The following is a 22320-nucleotide window of genomic DNA, read 5'->3' as shown; positions in this document are numbered from 1 at the left end:
CGCTTCACAAGCCATTTTGAGGTGTATTCTAGTTCACATCTAGTGTGTTCAAGTTCAGCTGGAACCCACCAGAACAACACCACAAGCCTCCCAGAAACATCCCGGGAGCCAAGCAAAGGAGCACCGTGACACACACCGCCTCCCCAAACCCCCGCGGCCGGTCGCATCGACGCCGAATCGGCAGCGGGCTACTCACCCTCAGCATGGCACTGAGCCCCCTCACAGCCCTGGGCACCACCGCCCACGCCGCGGAAGACCCCGACGCCGTCAAGCAGGTACTCAGCGAAAGCATGAAGAACGCCAGCGGCACCGTCACCGCCTTCGTCCGCTTCAAGGGTAAGGGCGCCTTTGAACAGACCCAGCCCGCAGGCGTACGCGCCGGCGTGCAGGCACCCGTCAACACCAGCTCACAGGTGCAGGCAATCGCCTCCCAGGTGCAGAGCCAGGCACAGCAGGTCAGCAGCCAGTCCGGCGCACAGGTCCTCTACACCACCCACAACGCGGTACGCGGCGTGGCAGTGCGCGGTGACGCCGAGTCCATCAAGGCACTCGCCAACCGCTCCGACGTAGAGAAAATCTCGCCCATCCTGCCCAAGTACCGCCAGAACGCGGGCGCCGCCATTGATGCAGGCTCCCTCGCCACCTGGACCGGCACCACCAACCCCGCCGGCGCGGGCGGATACACCGGCAAGGGCGTGAAGATCGCCGTCATCGACTCCGGCATCGACTACACCCACACCGACTTCGGCGGTAGCGGCAAGCTCGAAGACTACGAGAAGGCATCCAAGCTCACCGAGCTGCCCTCCGCAGACTCCAGACTCATCAACCGCACCAAGGTTGCTGGCGGCTACGACCTCGTCGGTGACGCCTACGACGGCACCAACACCGCAACCCCCGACGGCAACCCGCTCGACTGCACCACCGGCGGCCACGGCACCCACGTGGCGGGCACCGCGGCAGGCTACGGTGTGAACGCCGACGGCACCACCTTCACCGGCGACTACAGCAAGCTCAACGCAGAGCAGCTCAAGACCATGAAGATCGGCCCCGGCGTCGCCCCCGACGCTGAAATCTACGCCTTCCGCGTCTTCGGCTGCAGCGGCAGCACCAACGTCGTTATTGAGGCGCTCGACCGTGCCCTCGACCCCAACGGTGACGGCGACTTCTCCGACCGCGTGAACGTGGTCAACATGTCCCTCGGCGGCGAATTCTCCCCGCAGGACGACCCCGAAGCCTACGCCGTTGACGCGCTCACCCGCGCCGGCGTGCTCTCCGTGATCTCCGCAGGTAACGCCAACGACTACAGCCTGCGCGGCGACACCTACTCCAACTCCGGTCACCCCGCCACCGCAGCCAGCGCAATCACCGTAGCTAACGCCTACGGCTCCACCCGCGCCGTCGATGCGGCAGAGCTGACCGACCCCGCCACCGGCACCACCCGCAAGGTACGCGGCGACTACAGCGTCTCCTACCCCTGGGCACAGGCGGGCACCAAGGAATTCACCGGTGAACTCACCGCAATCTCCGAGAACAACCGCTACGCCTGCAACGCCCTCAGCGCCGACGAAGCGGCAGCTGTAAAGGGCAAGTGGGTGCTCATCGACTGGGCTAAAGATGACGGTGAACTCGCCTGCGGCTCCAAGGTGCGCTTCGACAACCTGGAGGCGGCAGGCGCCAAGGGCGTGCTGCTTGCAGGCAACGACGAAGAACCCGGCCTGGGTATTGCCGGTAACGATACCCTGCCCGGTTTCCGCCTGGCAGCATCCGCCGCTAAGGACCTGCGTGCACAGATCACCGCTGCAGAAGCAGCAGGTAAGCCCCTGACCGTGCGCCTCGGCAACGAGCTGAAGTCCTCCCTGCGCGTGGACACCGATAAGCTGGATCAGCTGAACCCCATGAGTGCCCGCGGCTTCCACGGCAGCTACGGCTACACCAAGCCCGACATTGCGGCACCCGGCTCGTACATCACCTCCGCGGCGGTGGCGACCGGTAACAACTCCGTGACCTTCAGCGGCACCTCCATGGCGGCACCCTACGTGACCGGCTCCGCCGCCCTGGTCATGCAGAGCCACCCGACCTACACCCCCGCACAGGTCAAGTCCGCCCTCATGAACACCGCAACCCACGATGTGCGCACCGAATCCGGTGCCGCATACGCGGTGGACCGCGTGGGCGCCGGACGAGTCGACACCCTCGCTGCCGTGCAGTCGAAGTCCCTCGTCTACAACACTGACAAGAGCGGTACCGTGTCTCTGAGCTTCGGCGTGCTCGAGTACGCACCGGATGCTGGCGTTCAGACCCTCACCCGCGAGGTGACGGTCGAGAACACCGACTCCGTGGCGCACGCCTACGCCCTGTCCTACGCTGAAAGCACTAATATTCCCGGCGTGGAATACTCCTTCCCCTCCGCGGTCACCCTCGCACCCGGTGAAACTAAGAAGTTCGAAGTCACCGTGCGCATCGACCCGTCCAAGCTGGAGAAGACCCGCGACGCAGCAATGGACACCACCCAGAACGCAACTGACTACTACACCGGCAACGAAACCGTTCCCGAACAGTACCGTCAGTACATTGCCAGCGCATCCGGCCGACTCGTCCTCACCGAAGACGGCACCAAGGCGCTGCGCCTGCCCATTCACGTGGCACCCAAGCCCGTGAGCACCATGCACGCTGCCGAAGACACCGTCACCTTCACCCAGAAGCCCTCCAGCGACGAGGCTCAGAAGGCAGACACCGGCTGGACCAAGTCCCAGATCTCGCTGCGCGGCACCGAGGTCAACCAGGGCGGCTACCGCTCCCTGCTCGGCGCTTTCGAGTACGGTGCGAGCGTGGACCGTGTGGCTCCCACCTCCCTGTCCCTGAACAGCAACGTTAAGGCGAACCTGCAGTACGTCGGTGCTTCCTCGGATGCACCCGCGCTGAAGGCAGCCGGCGGCAACGCTGATGACGGCACCCTGCGCTTCGGTATCTCCACCTGGGCGAACTGGGATGTGGTCTCCTACGAGAACACCTTCACCGTAGAAATCGACACCGACGGCAACAACCGCGCCGACTACAAGCTGGTCACCGACCGCGCTAAGGGCCTGGACTACCCGCTGGTTCGCCTCTACGGCTACAAGAACGGCAACCTCGTCGAGCTCGGCTACTACCCGCTCAACGGCGCCTGGGGTGATGTGGACACCAACATGATGGACACCAACACCCTCATCATGAGCGCGCCCCTCAAGGACCTGGGCCTGACCAGCGCAAACAACCCGGACATTCAGTACCGAGTCAGCGCAACCACCCAGTACGAGTGGGGCAACGTCAGCGAAACCGGCTGGATCAAGTACCGCCCCTTCAGCCCCAAGCTGTGGTTCAGCGGCGACTCCTCCGCTGTGGCTGGCCTCTTCCCGGATGCCTCCAGCACCACCCTGACGGCGCACCGCTCCGCTGACGCAATCCCCGCGCTCGGCGAATCCGGCGCCCCCGCTAAGGCGCTGTTGCTGCACCTGCACAACGGCACCGGCGACCTCTCCGGCACCAACGGTGCCAAGGGCGACCGCGCCGAGGTGCTGAACATCAAGGAGAAGCAGGACGAGTACATCACCCCGTCCCGCTTCACCGATATGAAGAGCGGCGACCAGTTCTACACCGAGATTTCTTGGTTGGCTCAGCGTCGCATCACCACCGGCTACCCGGACGGCACCTACCGCCCGCTGGAGTCCGTGGAGCGTGGCGCGATGGCGGCGTTCTTCTACCGCATGCAGGGCTCCCCGCAGTTCACCGCACCCTCCACTCCGAGCTTCAAGGACGTGCCCACCACGCACCCCTTCTACAAGGAGATTGAGTGGATGAAGGCTCAGGGCATCACCACCGGCTACTCGGACGGCACGTTCCGCCCCTCCGCACCGGTGAACCGTGACGCCATGGCTGCGTTCTTCTACCGTGCGGCGGGTTCCCCGCACGTGGATCTACCCGCGACCAGCCACTTCAGCGATGTTTCCACCGATAACCAGTTCTACCGTGAGATCACGTGGCTGGCGTCGAAGGGCATCAGCACCGGCTGGCCGGACGGCACCTACCGCCCGGTAACCCCCATTGCCCGCGACGCAATGGCGGCGTTCATCTACCGCTACACCGAGAAGGTTGCTAACCAGGCAGGCCGCTAGACGGTAGTGAACTGGTAGCGAACAGTTCGGGTCCCCTCCCGCCCCCTGCATGGGGTGGGAGGGGTGCCCGGAACCGGTAGGATTCGGGGCCTGAAAATCCCGGAACCTTTCTAAGTTTTGGTGGCGGTTTCACCGGCGGACGCACTCACTCGTCGTCTGCCGGTGGGGCCGCCTCCGCACATCACCGATACACAACCACAGAGCACACAGCATTACCGAAAAACAGATAATCCGAAGGAGGATTCCATGACAACGCCTCATGCGCCACGCCGCAGAATGAAGGCTGTCGGTGCGACCGGTTTGAGTGCGGCTCTTGCCCTTACTCTCGGCGTTCCCGCCACTTTCTCTGCCGCTCACGCTCAGAGCCCCCAGCAGGTCGAAGGAAGCACTGCGAGCGCATCCGGTGACGCTGCCTCGCGTATCAGCCCGGGTCTGCAGAAGGCTGAAGGCCAGATCACCGTGTATGTGCAATTCAAGGGCAAGGGTGCGTATGAGCAGACCCAGTCCGCGGCTGTTCTGGCACGTAAGGAGGCGCCGGCGAACCGTCAGGCGCAGGTACAGGCTATTGCAGCCCAGGTGCAGTCGCAGGCTCAGTCTGTGGCGGCTGCTTCTGGCGCGAAGCTGATGTACACGACGCATAATGCGATGCGCGGTGCGGCGATTACTGGTGATGCTGCGCAGATTCGTGCGTTGGCGGAGCGCCCGGATGTGGAGCGTATTTCGCCGATTATCGCGAAGGAGCGCATGAACTCCGGTAGCGAGATTGATACGAAGACTCTTGCTACGTGGACCCGTGAGAATACGGGGTACACGGGTAAGGGTGTGAAGATTGCGATTGTTGACTCCGGTGTTGACTATACGCACGCTGATTTTGGTGGCCCCGGTACGGTGGATTCGTACCTGAAGGCTAAGGCGATGACGGAGCTTCCGACTGCTGATTCGGGTCTGATTGATCGTAATAAGTTCATTGGCGGCATTGACTTGGTCGGTGATGACTACAATGCGTCGGTGGCTGAGAAGTCGACTCCGCAGCCGGATAATAACCCGCTGGATTGCCGCCCGGATGGTTTCGGTTCTGGCGGTCACGGCACGCACGTGGCGGGTACTGCCGCCGGTTATGGTGTGACGGCGAACGGTACGACTTACCGTGGCGATTACAAGAACCTGACGGAGGAGCAGCTGAAGGGCATGTCTATTGGCCCCGGTACTGCTCCTGATGCTCAGATTTTGGCGATTCGTGTGTTCGGTTGCTACGGCAATTCGAGTGTTGTGATGAAGGCACTCGATACCGTAATGGACCCGAATGGTGACGGTGATTTCTCTGACCGCGCCGACATTGTGAACCTGTCGCTCGGTGGCGAGTTCGCCCCGGCTGACGACCCCGAGTCGTACATGATTAACACGATGGCGCGTCAGGGTGTGTTCACTGTGGCTGCTGCCGGTAACGCAAATAACTACAACGGTGTGGGTGACACCTACTCCGATTCGGGTAGCCCGGCGAATGCAGCTGCGGCGCTGTCGGTGGCGAACGCCTACGGCTCCACTCAGCCGATTGACCGTGCCCGCGTAACCACGAAGACCGGTCTGGAGTGGTTGCAGGGTGATTATTCGGTGAACTTCGATTATTCGAAGGCGTCCGCTGATCAGCTGCGCGGCGAGGTTGTTGCCGCGCCGAAGCGTAACCGTTACGCCTGCGAGGCTTTCACCGCCGATGAGGCGAAGGCTTTGAAGGGCAAGTGGGTTTACTTCGACTGGGATCAGGACGATTTGACGTTCCCGTGCGGTTCGAAGACTCGTTTCGATAACGTTCAGGCTGCCGGCGGTGTTGGCGTGGTGATGGCCGGTAAGGCTGAGCGCTACTCCATCGGCATTGGCGGTAACGCAACCATTCCGGGTCTGCGTCTGACTGCTTCTTCGACGAAGGACCTGGAGAAGGCTCTGGCTGCCGGTCCGGTAACCGTTGAGATGAACCTGGACTACAAGGCTTCGGGTCGTAGCTCCCACTCGCACGCTTTTGACCTGAACACTTCGAGTGCCCGCGGTCAGCACGGTGCTGATGGCTTCATTAAGCCTGACCTTGCGGCGCCGGGTACTGAGATTGTGTCTGCCGCTGTGGGTATGGGTAATAAGGGTGTTTCCTTCACCGGTACCTCCATGGCGACCCCGCATGTTGCCGGTGTTGCCGCTCTGGTGATGCAGGCGCATCAGGATTACAACCCGCAGATGATTAAGGCTGCGCTGATGAACGGCGCGTCCACCCCCATCAAGAATGAGCAGGGTGCGCAGTACGCGGTGGATCGTGTGGGTACGGGCATGGTGAATGCTCGCGCCGCCGTGGACGCGAAGGTTATCGCCTACGATGCGAAGACCCCCGAGCGTGTTTCGACCGCGTTCGGTGTGCTGGAGTACACCCCTGATTCGGGTATTCAGACTGTTCAGCGTGAAATCGTGCTGGACAACACCGATTCGCAGGCTCACACCTACACTCTGAACTACGAGGCAAGCACGACCATCCCGGGTGTGGAGTACTCCTACCCGCAGCAGGTGAGCGTGGGAGCCGGTGAGCGTAAGAACGTGACCGTGACCGTGCGTATTGACCCGTCCAAGCTGGAGAAGACCATGGACCCGGCGATGAGCGCCGACCACGTCGCTCAGGACTGGACGACCGGTCAGACTCTGATTGCCGGTAAGCGCCAGTACATTGCGAGCGCTTCTGGTCGCCTGATTTTCTCTGAGAATGGTCGCGAGGCAATCCGCCAGTCGATTCACGTGGCGCCGAAGCCCGTCTCGAAGATGCGTGTTGATGCGTCCCGTATTGATTACAAGGGCATTGCCGATAAGGAGTCCACGGTGACTCTGCGCGGTACGACCCTGAACCAGGGCGGTTACCGTTCGTTGCTGGGTGCGTTTGAGCTGGGTGCGGTCAGTGACCGTATTCCGTCCGGTCAGCTGAAGTTGCCGTCGAACCAGTCTGTTGACCTGCAGTATGTGGGTGCCGCTTCGGATGCACCGGCGTTGAAGGCTGCGGGCAAGAACCCGAACGATGGTTCTCTGTTCTTCGGCATTTCAACCTGGGGCACCTGGGATACCATGCACTGGGGCCGTCAGGTACAGGTGCAGATCGATACAAACAACGACTCCACCGCAGACTACGTTCTGGAGGTGACCCGCGAGAAGGGTCTGGACTACCCGCTGGTGAAGGTCTGGTCCATCTCCGGTAACGCATCCACCGTGGTGGCTCGCTACCCGCTGAACAACGCCTGGGGCGACACCGACACCAACATCATGGACACCAACACCATGATTCTGGGTGTGCCGCTGAAGGACCTGGGTCTGACCGCTGAGAAGGCTCAGAGCATCAAGTACACGGTGCAGACTGACACCTGGCACAACGAGGGTAACTCCTACGTGGACACCACCTCGGCTATCGAGTACTCCCCCTTCAACCCCGGTGTTTGGTTCACCGGTGAGGAGTCGGGCGTGCCCGGCCTGTTCGTGGACCGTGACGGCGGTCAGCTGACCGTTCACCGCAAGAACAACAACAAGGAGCGTCAGGCTCTGTTCCTGCACATGCACAACGCGACCGGTGACCTGAGCGGTCGTAAGACCGCTAACGGTGTTGCCGCTGGCGACCGTGCACAGGTCGTGAAGGTGGCTCGCACCCTCCACGATGCGCGCTTCACCGACGTTCCGGCGGATAACCAGTTCTACCGTGAAATCACGTGGATTGCTGCCCGTCAGATTGACCGCGGCTACCAGGACGGCACCTTCCGCCCGCTGAACAACATGGACCGCGCAACCATGGCTGCGTACTTCTACCGTATGAGCGGCTCGCCGCAGTACACCGCACCGTCCACCCCGAGCTTCTCGGATGTTCCGCTCAACCACCCCTACTACAAGGAGATTGAGTGGATGAAGGCTCAGGGCATCACGACCGGCTGGCCCGATGGCACCTACCGCCCGGAGGGTTCGGTGAACCGTGACGCGATGGCTGCGTTCTTCTACCGTTACGCAGGTTCGCCCGAGTACACTGCCCCCGCGCAGGCTCGTTTCACGGACGTTCCGACCGACAAGCAGTTCTACCGCGAGATCTCGTGGCTGGCTGAGCAGGGCGTGACCACCGGCTGGCCCGATGGTTCGTTCCGCCCCGTGGAGCCGGTGCACCGCGACGCTATGGCGGCGTTCGTGTACCGCTACAGCACGGGTGTGCTGAAGGAAAGCCCTGAAATCTAAAAACCCTGAAATCTAGGGCTCATAAGGTTCTACCGCTGTAGGTGCTACCTCAGCAGGTTTTACCGAGGGGGCCGTACCGTTGCAGTTTCTGCGCGGTGCGGCTCCCTTTTTCTGTGGTTGGGTAAGTTTGTATTCCGCGTCATGTTCCGTAATACGAGTCTGACTAGGTTATATAAAGAATCGTTGAGACAATAAATGAAGGTTTCTTCACCGTCGGCATGAACCTTGACGTTCACGCCGCGCAGACGCGCTGGAGGCGCACTGGAAACACAGTGCAGACGCACCGAAGCACTCTCTGCACAGAACTCTCGGTGCAGAAACCGCTAAGAAACGCACCATCACTAAAAAGGAGCATTCAGTGGCAACCTTCCCTGAAGCTACCCCCGCGCGAGCCGCCCGGCACACACAGCCGGGTCGCCTCAAGCAGCTGGCACGCAGCTGCGGCGCACTCACCCTGGGGCTCACCCTCGGACTAACCGCCCTGCCGTTCGGTACCGCCGCCTACGCGGCACCGGGCGTAGTACGCGGCGCGGACCGGGACGCACCCCACCAGAACACCGGCACCGGCGAGAACAACAACGAAGTTCTCTCCCCCAGCCTGGACGGCGCCACCGGCGAACGCGCCGTCTTCGTCCGATTCAAGGGCAAGGGCGCTTACGCCCAAACCCAGCCGGACGCGGTCCGCTCCCGCGCGCAGGCACCCGTCAACGCGCAGGCACAGGTGCAGGCAATCCGCGCCAGCGTGCAGCAGCAGGGCGCCTCCGCGGCAAAGGAATCCGGCGCGCAGGTCCTGTACACCACCCACAACACGATGCGCGGCGTGGCGCTCTACGGTAACGTCGAGCAGATTCGCGCGCTCGCGAACCGCTCGGATGTGGAACGCATCAGCATCATTGAGGACATGGCGCCCCAGAACAGCGGCACCCTCATCGACACCGACACGCTCTCCGTGTGGGCGAAGAGCCCGGCGAACCCCGCCTCCACCGGCTACACCGGCAAGGGCGTGAAGATTGTCGTGCTCGATACCGGCATCGACTACACGCACGCCGATTTGGGCGGCCCCGGCACCCAGGAAGCCTACGAGAAGGCGAAGGCATCCGACACGATTCCCGAGGGTACCTACGACCCCAAGAAGTTCCTTGGCGGCTACGACCTGGTCGGTGACGACTACAACTCCGCCAAGAAGGAAACCTCCACGCCCCACCCGGATAACAACCCGCTCGACTGCGGCGGCCACGGTAGCCACGTTGCCGGTACCGCGGCGGGTTACGGCGTGAACGCGGACGGCTCGACCTTCCACGGCGACTACTCCAAGCTCACCGAGGAGCAGCTCAAGGACATGAAGATTGGCCCCGGCTCCGCACCGGACGCCCAGCTGATTGGCCTGCGCATCTTCGGCTGTAAGGGCACCACCGCGTTCGTCCCCAAGGGCCTGGACCGCGTGCTCGACCCCAACGACGACGGCGATTTCTCCGACCGCGCCGACATCGCGAACCTGTCGCTCGGCAACGAGTTCGGCGTGTTCGATGAGACCGTGAACTACGCGGTCGGTTCCCTCTACCGCGAGGGCATTCTCTCCGTGGTTGCAGCGGGTAACGCCAACAACTACAACGCCGTGGGCGACACCTACTCCAACTCGGGCGGTCCCGGCACCAGCGCCTACGGCCTGACCGTGGCGAACTCCATCGGCTCGACCCAGCTGGTGGACCGCGTGAAGATTCTCGCCCCCGCGAACGAGGCGGACACCTACGGCGACTACTCGGTGAGCTTCGACTATTCGAAGGCGACCGAGGAGCAGCTGCGCGGCACCGTGGTGCGTGCCGCCTCCCGCAACCGCTACGCCTGCGAGGCATTCACCGAGGAGGAGGCCGCGGCGCTGAAGGGCAAGTGGGCTCTCATCGACTGGGCGGACGCTGACGGCGTGGCACCCTGCGGTTCGAAGGTCCGCTTCGACAACCTGCAGGCGGCTGGCGCGACCGGCGTGGTGCTCACCTCGAACACTGAGGTCGGTGACACCGCTATCGGCGGTAACTCCTCCATTCCGGGCGTGCGCCTGGCAAAGAGCCAGGTGGAGCGCCTTTCCGCGCAGATTGATTCGGGTGAGCTGACCCTGCAGCTCGGCGAGAACCTGCGCGACTCGATCCGCGTGCCCAACGGCAAGCTGGATCAGGCGAACACCTCCACCGCGCGTGGCCTGCACGGTTCGCACGGCATCACCAAGCCGGACGTCGCGGCACCGGGCACGAACATTTCCTCCATCGAGGTTGGTAGCGGCACCGGTTCGAGCGTGAAGACCGGTACGTCCATGTCCACGCCCTTTGTTGCCGGTGTTGCGGCGCTGATTATGCAGGCACACCCGGAGTACGGTCCGCGCATGATTAAGACCGCCATCATGAACACCGCCGACCACCACATGCAGGACGCCTGGGGCAACCCTTACGCGGTGGACCGCGTGGGTACCGGCCGCATCAACACGCGTGCGGCAGTGGCTGACCGCGTGATGCTGTTCAACGCCGCCCGCCCCGAGCAGGTTTCGGACACTTTCGGCGTGCTGGAGTACGCCCCGAACGCCGGCGTGCAGACCCTGCAGCACCGCGTGAGCGTCGAGAACACCGACTCGGTGGCGCATACCTACACCCTGAATTATGAGGGCAGCACGAGCATCCCCGGTGTGGAGTTCTCCTACCCGCAGTCCGTGTCTGTGGGTGCCGGTCAGACCGCCACGTTCACCGTGACGGTGCGTATTGACCCGTCGAAGCTTGAGAAGACCCGCGACCCCTCGATGTACCCGACCCAGGATTCGGTGAACTACTCGACCGGTGCGGTGACCATTTCGGGTGCCCGCCAGTACATTGCGAGCGCTTCGGGCCGCCTGATTCTGACCGATGCTGATTCTTCGGCTGCGGTGAAGACCCTGCGCATGCCGCTGCACGTGGCACCGAAGCCTGTCTCCGCGATGCGTGTGGCTGGCTCCGATATTGCTTTTGATTCGAATGGTTCCGGCGCGACCGAGCAGACCCTGACCCTGCAGGGTACCGCAGTGGATCAGGGCGGTTACCGCTCCCTGCTGGGTGCTTTTGAGCTGGGTGCTTCGAGCCCGCGCATCCCGACCGCAAAGCTGGGTATCGGTTCGGATTCCCGCATGGACCTGCAGTATGTGGGTGCCGCCTCGGACGTGGCGGCGTTGAAGGCTGCCGGTGCGGACACCTCCGAGGCGCGCCTGTCCTTCGGTATTTCCACCTGGGGTAACTGGCAGGAGGTGACCCCGCGCGGCACCTACTACGTGTTCATTGATACCGACAAGGACGGCACGAGCGACTACCGCCTGCAGACGGTGCGTGAGAAGGGCCTGGACTACCCGCTGGTGAAGGTTTCTAAGCGCAGCAACGGCAAGTGGCAGGCCATTGAGAACGCCCTGTACCCGCTGAACGGCACCTGGGGTGATACGGACACCAACATCATGGATTCGAACACCCTGGTGATGACTGTTCCGCTGAGCGTTCTGGGTCTGGACCCCGAGGCTGAGTCGACCGAGATTTCGTACTCGGTGACCACTTCGAGCGCGTTCTCCGCTACGACTGTGGTTGATACGACTGATTCGGTGGTGTTCAACTATGCGGCACCGAAGCTGTGGTTCAGTGGCGATTCGGCGGGCGTGCCGAACCTGTTCGTGGACGCGCCGGGTGCCGCTCTGACGGCTCACCGTAGCGCGGAGGCGAAGGGGTCGGCCCTGTTCTTGCACATGCACAATGCGACCGGTGACCTGTCCGGTACGAACGGTGCTGCGGGTGAGCGTGCGCAGGTTCTGCCTGTATCGATGGCTTCCGAGGCTCCTGCCGAGAACGCGCATTTCAAGGATGTTCCGGCGGACTATCCGTTTGCAAACGACGTTAACTGGCTGGCTCAGCGTCGTATCACGACCGGTTACCCGGACGGCACGTTCCGCCCGAACGGTTCGGTGGAGCGCGGCGCAATGGCGGCGTTCTTCTACCGCATGGCGGGTTCGCCGCAGTTCACTGCGCCGTCCACTCCGAGCTTCAAGGATGTGCCGCGTGACCACCCGTTCTACAAGGAGATTGAGTGGATGCGTGCCCGCGGTATTACGACCGGTTGGTCGGATGGTACGTTCCGCCCGAATGCTGCGGTGAACCGTGACGCGATGGCGGCGTTCTTCTACCGTTTTGCGGGTTCGCCGGCGTATTCGGCTCCTGCGGTGTCGCCGTTTAGTGACGTGTCGACCGGTAGCCAGTTCTACCGTGAGATTGCGTGGTTGGCTGATCAGCGTATTACGACGGGTTGGGCTGATGGTTCGTTCCGTCCGGTTCAGCCGATTGAGCGTGGCGCGATGGCGGCGTTCTTGCACCGCTATAACGTGCGTGTGCTGAATAACCGCTAGTCGAAGCGTTATATTTGAGCGCTAAATACCCCCGGTGGATGCCGTACGCATCTGCCGGGGGTATTTGCTTGCCTCACCCTGCCCGAGGCGGGCTAGTTAGCGCTAGCGGGCTTCTTTACGGTTGAGCTTCTCAATGGCGGCTTCCACCTTTAACTTGCGGTGACTCAGCTTCCAGAGGCTGAAAGACTGCGTCAAGGTACTCTTGCCTATCTCCACGAGGGAAGGCAGCCCCTGCCGGATGAGTGCCTCATTGATTTCTTCCTGGGTGGCGCCCTGCTCCTTCATCTGCTCGATGATGATGCCCGCCTCCGCTATTTTCCCGGAGGTGAGCGGGTGGTTTTCGAGGCTGGTTTCGATGTCTACGAGCTCGTCGTAGAGTTCAGTTTTTGTTTTTGCCATGGTGCTGTCTTCACCATCCTTGGTTGACGTGTTCTGTGGCATCGGGTGGTGGGGTTGTTTTCCCTCATCACCGCCTGTTTTGAACGGTATTTGAACCGTATGTTCATGCTAACAGTCGCGCGGCTTGTCGCGCAGGGTTTTTACCGGTGAATACGCTGCGTATTTGCGGAACTGGAGGAAGGCTAGAGCAGCACTGAACCCGCCGCGTACGCCGCGCTGAACGGACCGTGTGGAACACTACCTCGCCTCCCTCGGTGGTTCACCGCACGGGCTATAAGGTGGAGCGTACACTTAAGTCATGCGTGAATTACAGGCACAGATCATCCGTGAAATGGGCGTCAAGCCCAACATGACCGAAGAGCAGGCACGCGAAGAAGTGGAGCGCCGCATCCAGTTCATCTGCGACTACCTGGAAACCACCGGAAGCCGCGGCTTGGTACTGGGTATCAGCGGCGGTATCGACTCCACTCTGGCGGGTCGCCTCTGCCAGCTGGCGGTGGACCGCCTCAACGAGCGCGGCCGCACCGCCGAGTTCGTGGCGGTGCGCCTGCCCTACCGTGTGCAACACGACGAAGAGGACGCGCAGGAGGCGCTGCGTTTCATCCAGCCCACCCGCTCCCTGACCTTCAACATTGCGGAGGCTGTCGACGGCTTCGACACCGCCTACACTGCCGCGACCGGCGAGCAGATCAGCGACTTCAACAAGGGTAATGTGAAGGCGCGCGCCCGCATGATTGCCCAGTACGCGGTGGCTGGCGGCCCCGGCTACCTGGTGGTGGGTACCGACCATGCGGCGGAGTCCATTACGGGTTTCTTCACGAAGTTCGGTGACGGCGGCGCGGACCTGCTACCGCTGTACGGCCTGAACAAGCGCCAGAACCAGCTGCTGCTGCGGGTGCTGGGTGCGTCTGAGCGTCTGTGGGCTAAGCCGCCGACGGCTGACCTGCTGGACGGCGTGCCCGGCCGTACCGATGAGGATGAGCTGGGTCTGACCTACCCGCAGATTGATGACTACCTGGAGGGTAAGGAAATCGATGAGGCGGCAGCTGCGAAGCTGGAGCAGATTTACCTGCGTAGCCGCCATAAGCGCACTACTCCGGTGACGATTTTTGATTCCTGGTGGAAGAACTAGCGCCTCAACCGGCAAATGACCTAACGTAAAAGCCCCAAACTCCCTTGGTGGGAGTTCGGGGCTTTTACTATGCTTTTGCAGACCGAGGACTATGCCTTCTGTTCGGGCTGTGCGCCAGAAACCTGGGCAGCCTGAACGTCCGAATCCTCAGAACCTTCAGCCTCAACCTCAGCTTCAGCGGGCGGTACCTTCGCGCCACCCGTGGCGAGGAACAGCACCAGGCCCAACGCGCAGGCGAGCACCTGGGTGAAGGGGAACGCCCAGGTCAGACCCTTAAAGCCGAACCACATGTTGCCGAAGTACACGGCGGGGAAGAACAGCAGAGCAATACCGAGGGTCATCAGCATTGCCGGGCCGCCCTTACCGGCCGCCTGGAACCAAGACACAAACACGATGCTGACCGCGTTGAACACGGCGGCGAGCATCAGCGCAACCATAATCTCCTCGCCGGTGTCGATGAGGCTTGCATCGCCAACCACGGCGAGCAGTTCACGGCGGAAAATCAGCACCGGAATGGTGATGATCGCGGAGGTCGCCACGGACAGGATCGTTGCGGTGCGCAGCGCCTCCTTCACGCGGGCGCCGTTGCGGGCACCGTAAGCGTAGGCGTACAGCGGGATACCGCCCATACACAGGCCCATGCACAGCATTTCGGGCACCATGTTCAGGCGCATTGCCAGGCCGAACGCCGCGACGGTGTCGTCACCGTAGGAGGCGGCGAGGTTGTTCAGCAGCAGGGCGGCGAAGATCAGGTTGAAGCTCTGAATGAGCTCAGCAGCACCGACCGCGACCACGGGCTTGATGATAGCGGGGTCGAGGGAGAAGTCGCGGATGTTCGCGGAGAAGTTCTCGCTCTGACGCATCAGGAACAGCAGGTAGTACAGCATGGATGCGCCGTTCGCCAGCAGCATCGCCCAACCGGCACCGGCGACGCCCATGCCCATGATGGCGATGAACAGCACGTCGAAGATGCAGGTGACGACGGTGCCGACGATGATGCCGTACATGGACTGCTTGGCGTAGCCTTCGGATCGGACGAGCTGTTCGAGGGTGAACATGCCGATAGCGAGGGGCGCGCCGAGGAACATGAGGTGCACGTAGATGCGGGTCGGTTCGTAGGAGCCGCCGGATGCACCCATGATGCTGGTGATCGGGTCGGCGAGGATGAAGCCGATAGCCGCCGCGACGATACCGGCACCGAGCGCCGAGTAGAGGGCGAAGGAGGTGACGCGGTGAATTTCGTGGGCGGGCTGGCCTTCACCGAGCTTGCGGGAGGCGAGGGTTGAGGAGCCCAGGCCGAACAGTCCTGCGATCGCCATGATGACGCCGAAGACGGGCACGCCGTAGCTGGTGGCGGCGAGGTCTTCGGTGCCGCCGTAGTGGCCGACGAAGTAGGAGTTCACCACGTTGTAGATGCTGGTGATGGCGAGGCCGAGTGCCATGGGCACGCCGAGGGAGAGGAGCGCCTTGAGGATGGGGGCGTCTTTGAGCAGGTAGATGTTCTGCGGGTCTTCGCTTGCGCCGTGCGGGCCGTGTCCGCCGTGTCCTGCGGCGGGTGCATTGTTGTTGGGTGCGCTATTTTTGGGTGCGTTGTTTTCAGTCTGGTGGGACGTCATAGGTTCCTGTGGTTCTAGTCTGTGTTGTGTCCGGTGCGCGGTAAGAAGCGTGGTCCGCACAAAAAACGGGCTAGTGTATTGTACCGTTTCCACGTAGTGGTTGGGCTAGGGGTTTAGACAAAAAAGTAACGAGGCGCCCCTCCCCGTTTAGGGGTGGGGCGCCTCGCCTCATACGTATCGCATGTAGGAGTGTGAGCTATTCGAGTTCAACCGGACCAAGCACGCGAACCTCCTCAATATCCAGGATTTCCTGAATCGCGTGGAGCACATTCGTGTCGATTATGCGCTCATTACGCAGGCGCTTGAGCACGCTGCGTTGCTTCTCCAAATGCCGCAGGCGCAGCTCTTTCTCAAGGTCGCCCGCTTCAATAATGCGGCGGGCTTCTTCCGGCGCATTCGCACCGTCTTTACGAACGGCGTGCAGGTTGCGGTGTATACTCGCGTTGTACATCTGTTCGTCGGCAATGCGGTCGATAATCCACTGTGGTGCACCAATTTCCTGGCCGATCTCAGCCACAGAGTCGAAGGACTCGGCAATGATCGTGCGGATTGCTTCATTAATCTCATCTTCTTCGGTGGTATCAACCGGAATTTTCGCCCACCTAATAACGAGCGGCAGGAGCATCCCCTGAACCACCATCGACAGCAGAACCACGCCCGCAACAACAAAGATAATAAAGTCACGCGCGGGAACATCAGTCGGCACGGAGAGAGCCACCGCGAGGGAAACACCGCCGCGCAGTCCCGCAAAGGTACTCACTACACGGCCACGGAAAGTTGTGCGCAGCTGCTTCTGCTTTTCTGAACGGTCAAGGGCACGAATAATACCGATCGAGACGTGCAGGAAAATAAAACGCGCCGCAATGGAAACAAGCCATGCCACCACAATCACGGCGAACGTCAAAGCCCACGCATAGTTGTATTCACGAAGAACATCATCCACAGGCGCTGTGGCGCTGGGCAGCTGAACACCCACGAGCACGAAGAGCGCACCGTTCATGACATAGGAGACAAACGACCAGATGGGCAGACCGTAGAAACGGTTTTGGGGTTTGATGGTATCCGGTCCGCGATAGGTCAGGTAGAAAGCGGCGACCACCACAGCCACCACTCCGGAACCTTTCATGCCCTCAAAAGGCTCGATCTCTTCAGCCAGGAAGAAAGCAATAAACGGCACGGTAAACATGAACACGCTGAAGTTCATGGGGTTGCCGATGTGCGCACGCAGCTTATCTACACCCCATCCGACGGCCAGGCCAACGAGAGTTCCAATCAGGAACGAGAAGAAGAACATTCCGGATGCAGTCCCCAGGGTAAGTTCATGACCACCCGCAAGCTGCAGGGCGAGTGCGAAAAGAACTAGGGTGGTGCCGTCGTTAATGAGTGCTTCCGCTTTAAGGGTGGTGATGGAAGATTTGGGGAGTTTGCCGTTGAGCGTTGCCACGGCCACAGCATCGGTGGGGGCGAGCGCCACACCGATAATCAGCGCCACATGCCACAGGTAGACGCCCATAAATGTGTGAAGCACCCAGGCGATAACGAACGCCGTGAAAATTACGAGCACCGTGCCCGAGAGCAGAATGCCGCGCAGACGAGCGCGCGCCTCACGCCAGGAGGTGTTTCGGGTCTCCCAGAACAGCATCACGGGCAGGAAGATTTCGAGAATCACGTGCGGTGGCAGCCCGACCTCGCGCACCTCGTGCATGGCGTGAACGGGGATGAGCGCCAGCACAAGCCCCAGGAAAATGAGCAGAATGGCGGGGGTTATCCGTATTTTATGGGCGAGGATATTACCCAGAAGAATTGCCAGCGATAGGGCAATGATGACTTCAAGCAATTTGGTGTGTTCCTTTTGGATGTGGCGGCTGGTTCATGGTGTGCGTCTGATAGACGGCTGATGTCCGCGAGTGTGCGGGTGCCAGGGTGCCCAAAATGTTTTGCTCGTTCCCTGGGCCGTGAGGCTTCCGCGTGGGGACGAGTGCGGGCGTAGCTTCTGTATTTTACCGTTGTTCAGTGCGGGTGGGTGGATGTTTACCCTGAGCAAAACCTTGCCTTATGGCCGCTCGGGATGTGAGTTTATGGGAGGCGACCTGCGTGCATCCGGCGGGTCTGCTCAGCCGGGCCTGCTCAGCCCATGAACCGCCCTACTCTAACCGCTTTTCATGACGTTTTGTGTCGTTCTGACGTGAACTTGGGGTCGTACTGTGTCAGAGAACAGAAAATCCGCCCCTGTGAGTGCGCGCGAACACTCAGAACGTGAGAAGATAAGGTCATGACTGATAACAACACCGTAACCGGCAGCCCGCTTGTTAAGCGCGGCCTGGCCGACATGCTCAAGGGCGGCGTCATCATGGACGTCGTCACCCCCGAACAGGCTAAGATCGCTGAAGATGCTGGCGCTGTTGCCGTCATGGCTCTCGAGCGCGTTCCCGCGGATATTCGTGCGCAGGGCGGCGTGGCTCGTATGTCTGACCCGGACATGATTGAGGGCATCATTGATGCTGTTTCGATTCCGGTCATGGCGAAGGCACGCATCGGCCACTTCGTTGAGGCTCAGATTCTGGAGACCCTGAAGGTCGACTACATTGACGAGTCCGAGGTTCTCTCCCCCGCTGACTACGTGAACCACATTGACAAGCACCAGTTCAAGGTTCCCTTCGTGTGCGGTGCTACCAACCTGGGTGAGGCTCTGCGCCGTATCACCGAGGGTGCCGCTATGATTCGCTCGAAGGGCGAGGCTGGCACCGGTGACGTCTCTGAGGCAACCAAGCACATCCGCACCATTAAGCGTCAGATTGCTGAGCTGCAGGGCCTGTACAACACCATGCCCGACGAGCTGTACGTGAAGGCTAAGGAACTGGCCGCACCGTACGAGCTGGTTCTTGAGGTTGCTCAGACCGGCAAGCTGCCCGTTGTCATGTTCACTGCTGGTGGCGTGGCTACCCCCGCTGACGCTGCGATGATGATGCAGCTGGGCGCTGACGGCGTGTTCGTTGGCTCCGGTATCTTCAAGTCGGGCGACCCGGTTGCTCGCGCGAAGGCTATCGTGAAGGCTACCGCGTTCTACAACGACCCGGAGAAGGTTGCTGAGGCTTCTCGCGGCCTGGGCGAGGCTATGGTCGGCATTAACGTTGCTGACATTCCGGCACCGCACCGCCTGGCGGAGCGCGGCTGGTAATTCGTGCGCGCACCCCGTATTCGGGGTGAGTGTTTGATGAGGGGGTGGGGTTCGCTGATGCGGGTCCCACCCCTTCTTGTTTTGTTGTTTTTGTGAAGGGAGCGGTGATGGTTGAGAAGGTTCAGCCTACCGGTGTTTTGCCGGGTGAGGGTTTGACGGTTGGTGTTTTGGCGTTGCAGGGCGGCGTGAGTGAGCATGCGGAGATGCTGGAGTCCCTGGGTGCGCAGGTGCGTTGGGTGCGTACCGGTGAGCAGCTTGAGGGTCTGGATGCGCTGGTTCTGCCGGGTGGTGAGTCATCGACGATTGACCGTTTGACTCGTATTTTTGGTGTGCGTGAGCCGCTGATTGAGGCGATTTCTTCGGGTCTGCCGACTCTGGGTACCTGTGCTGGCCTGATTATGTTGTCGAAGCGTATTGATGATCCGGCGCCGGGTCAGCAGTCGCTGGGTGTTTTGGATGTTTCGGTGGGTCGTAACGCGTTTGGTTCGCAGGTTGATTCTGCGGAGGTGCGCCTGCCGTGGCTGACCCCTGCCGGTGATGAGGTGGTTATTGATACGGCGTTTATTCGTGCGCCGATTGTAACTGGCACTGGTGAGGGTGTGCAGGTGACGGCTCGTCATGAGGGGAAGATTGTGGGTGTGCGTTCGGGCAACCTGATTGGTATTTCTTTCCACCCGGAGGTTACGGGCGATACGACGGTGCATGAGGAGCTGCTGGCTCTGGCACGCGAGGTGAAGGGCAAGTAGCCCCTCCCCCAAAAATAAGCCCGGTAATGAGCATTTAAGGAGTTGTGGCGGTGACCGTTGTTCGGTCACCGCCACAACTGTTTTTGCGTGGGCTTATGCGTGAGTGGGTTTATGGGCGGGAGCTGCTGGGGGTTTGAGGCTGGGCCTTCCACTGCTGGTAGGCGCTCGTGGCGAGGAATCGTGCACGGTTCGCGTCGCTGAGCGTCTTGATGTCTGCGGGAGCTGCCTCGTACCACTTTTCGTAGAGACGAATAATCATCTCGGGGTAGGCGGCTTCTTCCAGATCTGCGCGGTGGGGAATGAATTCGTTGCGGTTCTTGATGTCTCGGTACTCGCTACCGGCGAAGGGGTCGGTGAGTCCGACGCTGGGGCGGGCGTTGTAGACATCAATGTTTTGAACGTATTCGGGGAGGGTGCTCCGCCCTGCTTTGAGTGCGGCGTGGCACTTGCTGTCGATTTCGCTGGGCTCAATGATGTGGCCGCCGTCTGCGAGGATGTGCCGGTACTCGATGTACGCGGGGTATTGTTCATCGGTACGCGGGACGGGCTTGGTGGCTTCTGCTGAGGCGACAGCTTCGGCGGAGTATGAGGAGCAGCTGACGGTGGGCGTGGTGCTTGCCGTTGCTGAGGCGCTCGCCGTGGAGGGTGAGGAGGTGCTGCTTGCCGCGGTGTTTGCACCACCGCAGGCGGCAAGGAGCATCGCCAAAGGCAAGAGTGATGAAATCCTCAAAAATGATGTTTTCACATCAATCACTACCTAAACGAAGGACGAATATCTACTCCAGTAACACTGGGATAGAATTCTCCATGCTGGATACCGAAGTAATGCCATCCTCCACCAATTCGCCAAGTCGTCCAGTAGTTATTACTAGGACTTGGTCCTACAGACACCAAAGAACGAGCCATGGTGTAGTTACTAGGCATAAGAGCCAAAGTTTCAACTGGAGAGAAATACGTCTGGCCAATTCGCCTATAAGTACGCTCCCCGTGTCGGCGCGTCTTTAGCTTGTACCAAATCTCATATGCCATAGGTCGCGCGTTGGGGCGCTTCGAGACTGAGTGCTTAGACCTCTTCAGAACTTCTTCCTGCTCAGCCCTATGAGAATCGCTAGCCTTCAGCACATCTACAGGTACGGTACGAAGCCAAGTCTGAAACTCCTCAATCTCCTTGCGAGTCTTTCCAAGGGCTTTAAGCTCTGACTCATTGGGGAAATAGCCACCGTGATAAAGGATTGCCTCGAAGTTATCACGAGTACCCTGAGAGGCCTGCGCAGCAGACATCCCCATTACCCCAGCCACAACGCTGAGACCTGAACCAACAATAAACCGTTTACGAGAAATATTATTCATAACCCGAGTATATAGACACAAATGATTGATAGTCAAGGGAAATTTGTGAATTTTTTCGATATCCAACATTTTGGCTCACCGTGACACATAAGGGCACTTTTATATGCCTGACTTGCGGATATATTGACTATGAAAATGCGCATCGAACATACTACAGTCGTTTTTGTCAAGATGACATTTTGGTTTTTCTTAAATTTGACAAAAAATCCAACACCCATATTGAAAGGTGCTACACGCCCATCTGAAATATTTGATTATGCGAATAGCATCAGGCGGCTGGAACGTTGCTGAGGGTGATGACTGCCTGGAGGTTTACCACTCTTGGCTAACTGAGAAGCTGGACGACGACCGTGTGCGTATCCTGACTCAGGAAAGCCAGTCTGGTGTTCCCGCGAAGGCTCTGGCTGCTTCTGTTCCAAACACTATGCTGAACGGCCACCAGGTGTGGCTGGACGGCCTGGTTGTTTACTCGAAGAACTAAGCACCTTAGTTCAGAGTGCGGCTGAATAGTCTGCTCAACCGCGTTAAATTGGGCGCCTTGCCCCCTCATACATGAAAAGCCTTGGTTGTGAATACGCAATTCACAACCAAGGCTTTTTATGTTGCTATGGGTTTAGGACAGGAGCGCCAACCCAAACTCAATAACAATCAGAGCTACAGCACACGCGAAGAGTACCTCACGCGACACATTGAACTTCTGCCAGAGCCTATACAGCTGGCTGGGAACCCCCCAAATAACGAACGCCTGAAAGGCAAGCGATAACGCGGGGTTACCCCACTGAATAATCATCAGGGCAAGAGCAAAACCCACGCCGAGCACATCCAGGATGCGCAGGTGCTTTCGCACCTGCTCCCTCTCCTTCTGATAGCCAGGGTTGTTTAGCAACCTTGGTGGTGCTTTTTTCAGCTGACCCACAATAATCAAAACCGCCAGCGGGATCAGAGAAATATCGAAGAACATGGGAACCGCCTTTCATGTTGGGGTTCGCTCGCTACGCCGGTGACGAGCTGATGGTGCACCATCATTGGTGAAAAATTCTCAAAAATAAGTAGTATGCAACACGTGCATAACGTATTGTGGGTTACTTTACAGCACACATAAACCCTATTCAAGAGGTA

General features: G+C 60.3%; 12 protein-coding genes. 7 read left to right on the top strand and 5 right to left on the bottom strand.

Annotated elements, in window-relative coordinates; genetic code table 11:
• The first annotated feature begins 125 nt into the window (after positions 1 to 125).
• From QZ540_RS00320 to QZ540_RS00310, 3 genes are all read left to right on the top strand, one after another.
• Complete coding sequence (locus QZ540_RS00320) at positions 126 to 4151, top strand: S8 family serine peptidase (protein WP_294626841.1); 4026 nt, start codon at positions 126 to 128, stop codon at positions 4149 to 4151.
• A gap of 246 nt (positions 4152 to 4397) precedes the next feature.
• Positions 4398 to 8384, top strand: coding sequence for a S8 family serine peptidase (locus QZ540_RS00315; RefSeq protein WP_294626840.1), 3987 nt, complete (start codon positions 4398 to 4400; stop codon positions 8382 to 8384).
• Between the two features lie 358 nt (positions 8385 to 8742).
• A complete protein-coding gene (locus QZ540_RS00310; protein WP_294626839.1) occupies positions 8743 to 12780 on the top strand; it encodes a S8 family serine peptidase in 4038 nt (1345 codons plus the stop codon).
• A 102-nt stretch (positions 12781 to 12882) separates the two neighbouring features.
• On the opposite strand, the gene QZ540_RS00305 is transcribed toward QZ540_RS00310, so the two are convergent.
• Positions 12883 to 13179, bottom strand: a complete 297-nt coding sequence (locus QZ540_RS00305) for a recombinase (RefSeq protein ID WP_294626838.1) — start codon at positions 13177 to 13179, stop codon at positions 12883 to 12885.
• Positions 13180 to 13477: 298 nt separating this feature from the next.
• Here QZ540_RS00305 and nadE point away from each other — a divergent pair, with 298 nt between their 5' ends.
• Positions 13478 to 14311, top strand: coding sequence for an ammonia-dependent NAD(+) synthetase (gene nadE / locus QZ540_RS00300; protein ID WP_294626837.1), 834 nt, complete (start codon positions 13478 to 13480; stop codon positions 14309 to 14311).
• 89 nt (positions 14312 to 14400) lie between these two features.
• On the opposite strand, the gene QZ540_RS00295 is transcribed toward nadE, so the two are convergent.
• Positions 14401 to 15927, bottom strand: coding sequence for an MATE family efflux transporter (locus QZ540_RS00295; RefSeq protein WP_294626836.1), 1527 nt, complete (start codon positions 15925 to 15927; stop codon positions 14401 to 14403).
• A 196-nt stretch (positions 15928 to 16123) separates the two neighbouring features.
• On the bottom strand, positions 16124 to 17764 hold the full coding sequence (locus QZ540_RS00290; protein ID WP_049356104.1) for a Na+/H+ antiporter: 1641 nt from the start codon (positions 17762 to 17764) through the stop codon (positions 16124 to 16126).
• Between the two features lie 435 nt (positions 17765 to 18199).
• Here QZ540_RS00290 and pdxS point away from each other — a divergent pair, with 435 nt between their 5' ends.
• Together pdxS and pdxT are read left to right on the top strand one after the other, a co-directional pair.
• Positions 18200 to 19105, top strand: coding sequence for a pyridoxal 5'-phosphate synthase lyase subunit PdxS (gene pdxS / locus QZ540_RS00285; RefSeq protein WP_049333865.1), 906 nt, complete (start codon positions 18200 to 18202; stop codon positions 19103 to 19105).
• A gap of 107 nt (positions 19106 to 19212) precedes the next feature.
• Positions 19213 to 19851, top strand: coding sequence for a pyridoxal 5'-phosphate synthase glutaminase subunit PdxT (pdxT, locus tag QZ540_RS00280; protein WP_049341160.1), 639 nt, complete (start codon positions 19213 to 19215; stop codon positions 19849 to 19851).
• A gap of 109 nt (positions 19852 to 19960) precedes the next feature.
• Here pdxT and QZ540_RS00275 read toward each other — a convergent pair whose 3' ends face one another.
• A complete protein-coding gene (locus QZ540_RS00275; RefSeq protein ID WP_294626835.1) occupies positions 19961 to 20563 on the bottom strand; it encodes a hypothetical protein in 603 nt (200 codons plus the stop codon).
• 894 nt (positions 20564 to 21457) lie between these two features.
• Here QZ540_RS00275 and QZ540_RS00270 point away from each other — a divergent pair.
• Positions 21458 to 21682, top strand: a complete 225-nt coding sequence (locus tag QZ540_RS00270; protein ID WP_204371246.1) for a hypothetical protein — start codon at positions 21458 to 21460, stop codon at positions 21680 to 21682.
• Positions 21683 to 21814: 132 nt separating this feature from the next.
• Here the strand turns inward: QZ540_RS00270 and QZ540_RS00265 are convergent, their stop codons facing one another.
• Positions 21815 to 22162: a hypothetical protein gene (locus tag QZ540_RS00265; RefSeq protein ID WP_294626834.1), complete on the bottom strand. Its 348-nt coding sequence runs from the start codon at positions 22160 to 22162 to the stop codon at positions 21815 to 21817.
• Positions 22163 to 22320: the final 158 nt, after the last annotated feature.

It is taken from the genome of uncultured Rothia sp. (genome assembly GCF_916049665.1).
GTDB lineage: Bacteria > Actinomycetota > Actinomycetes > Actinomycetales > Micrococcaceae > Rothia.
This window is presented reverse-complemented; position numbering and strand designations above follow the sequence as displayed.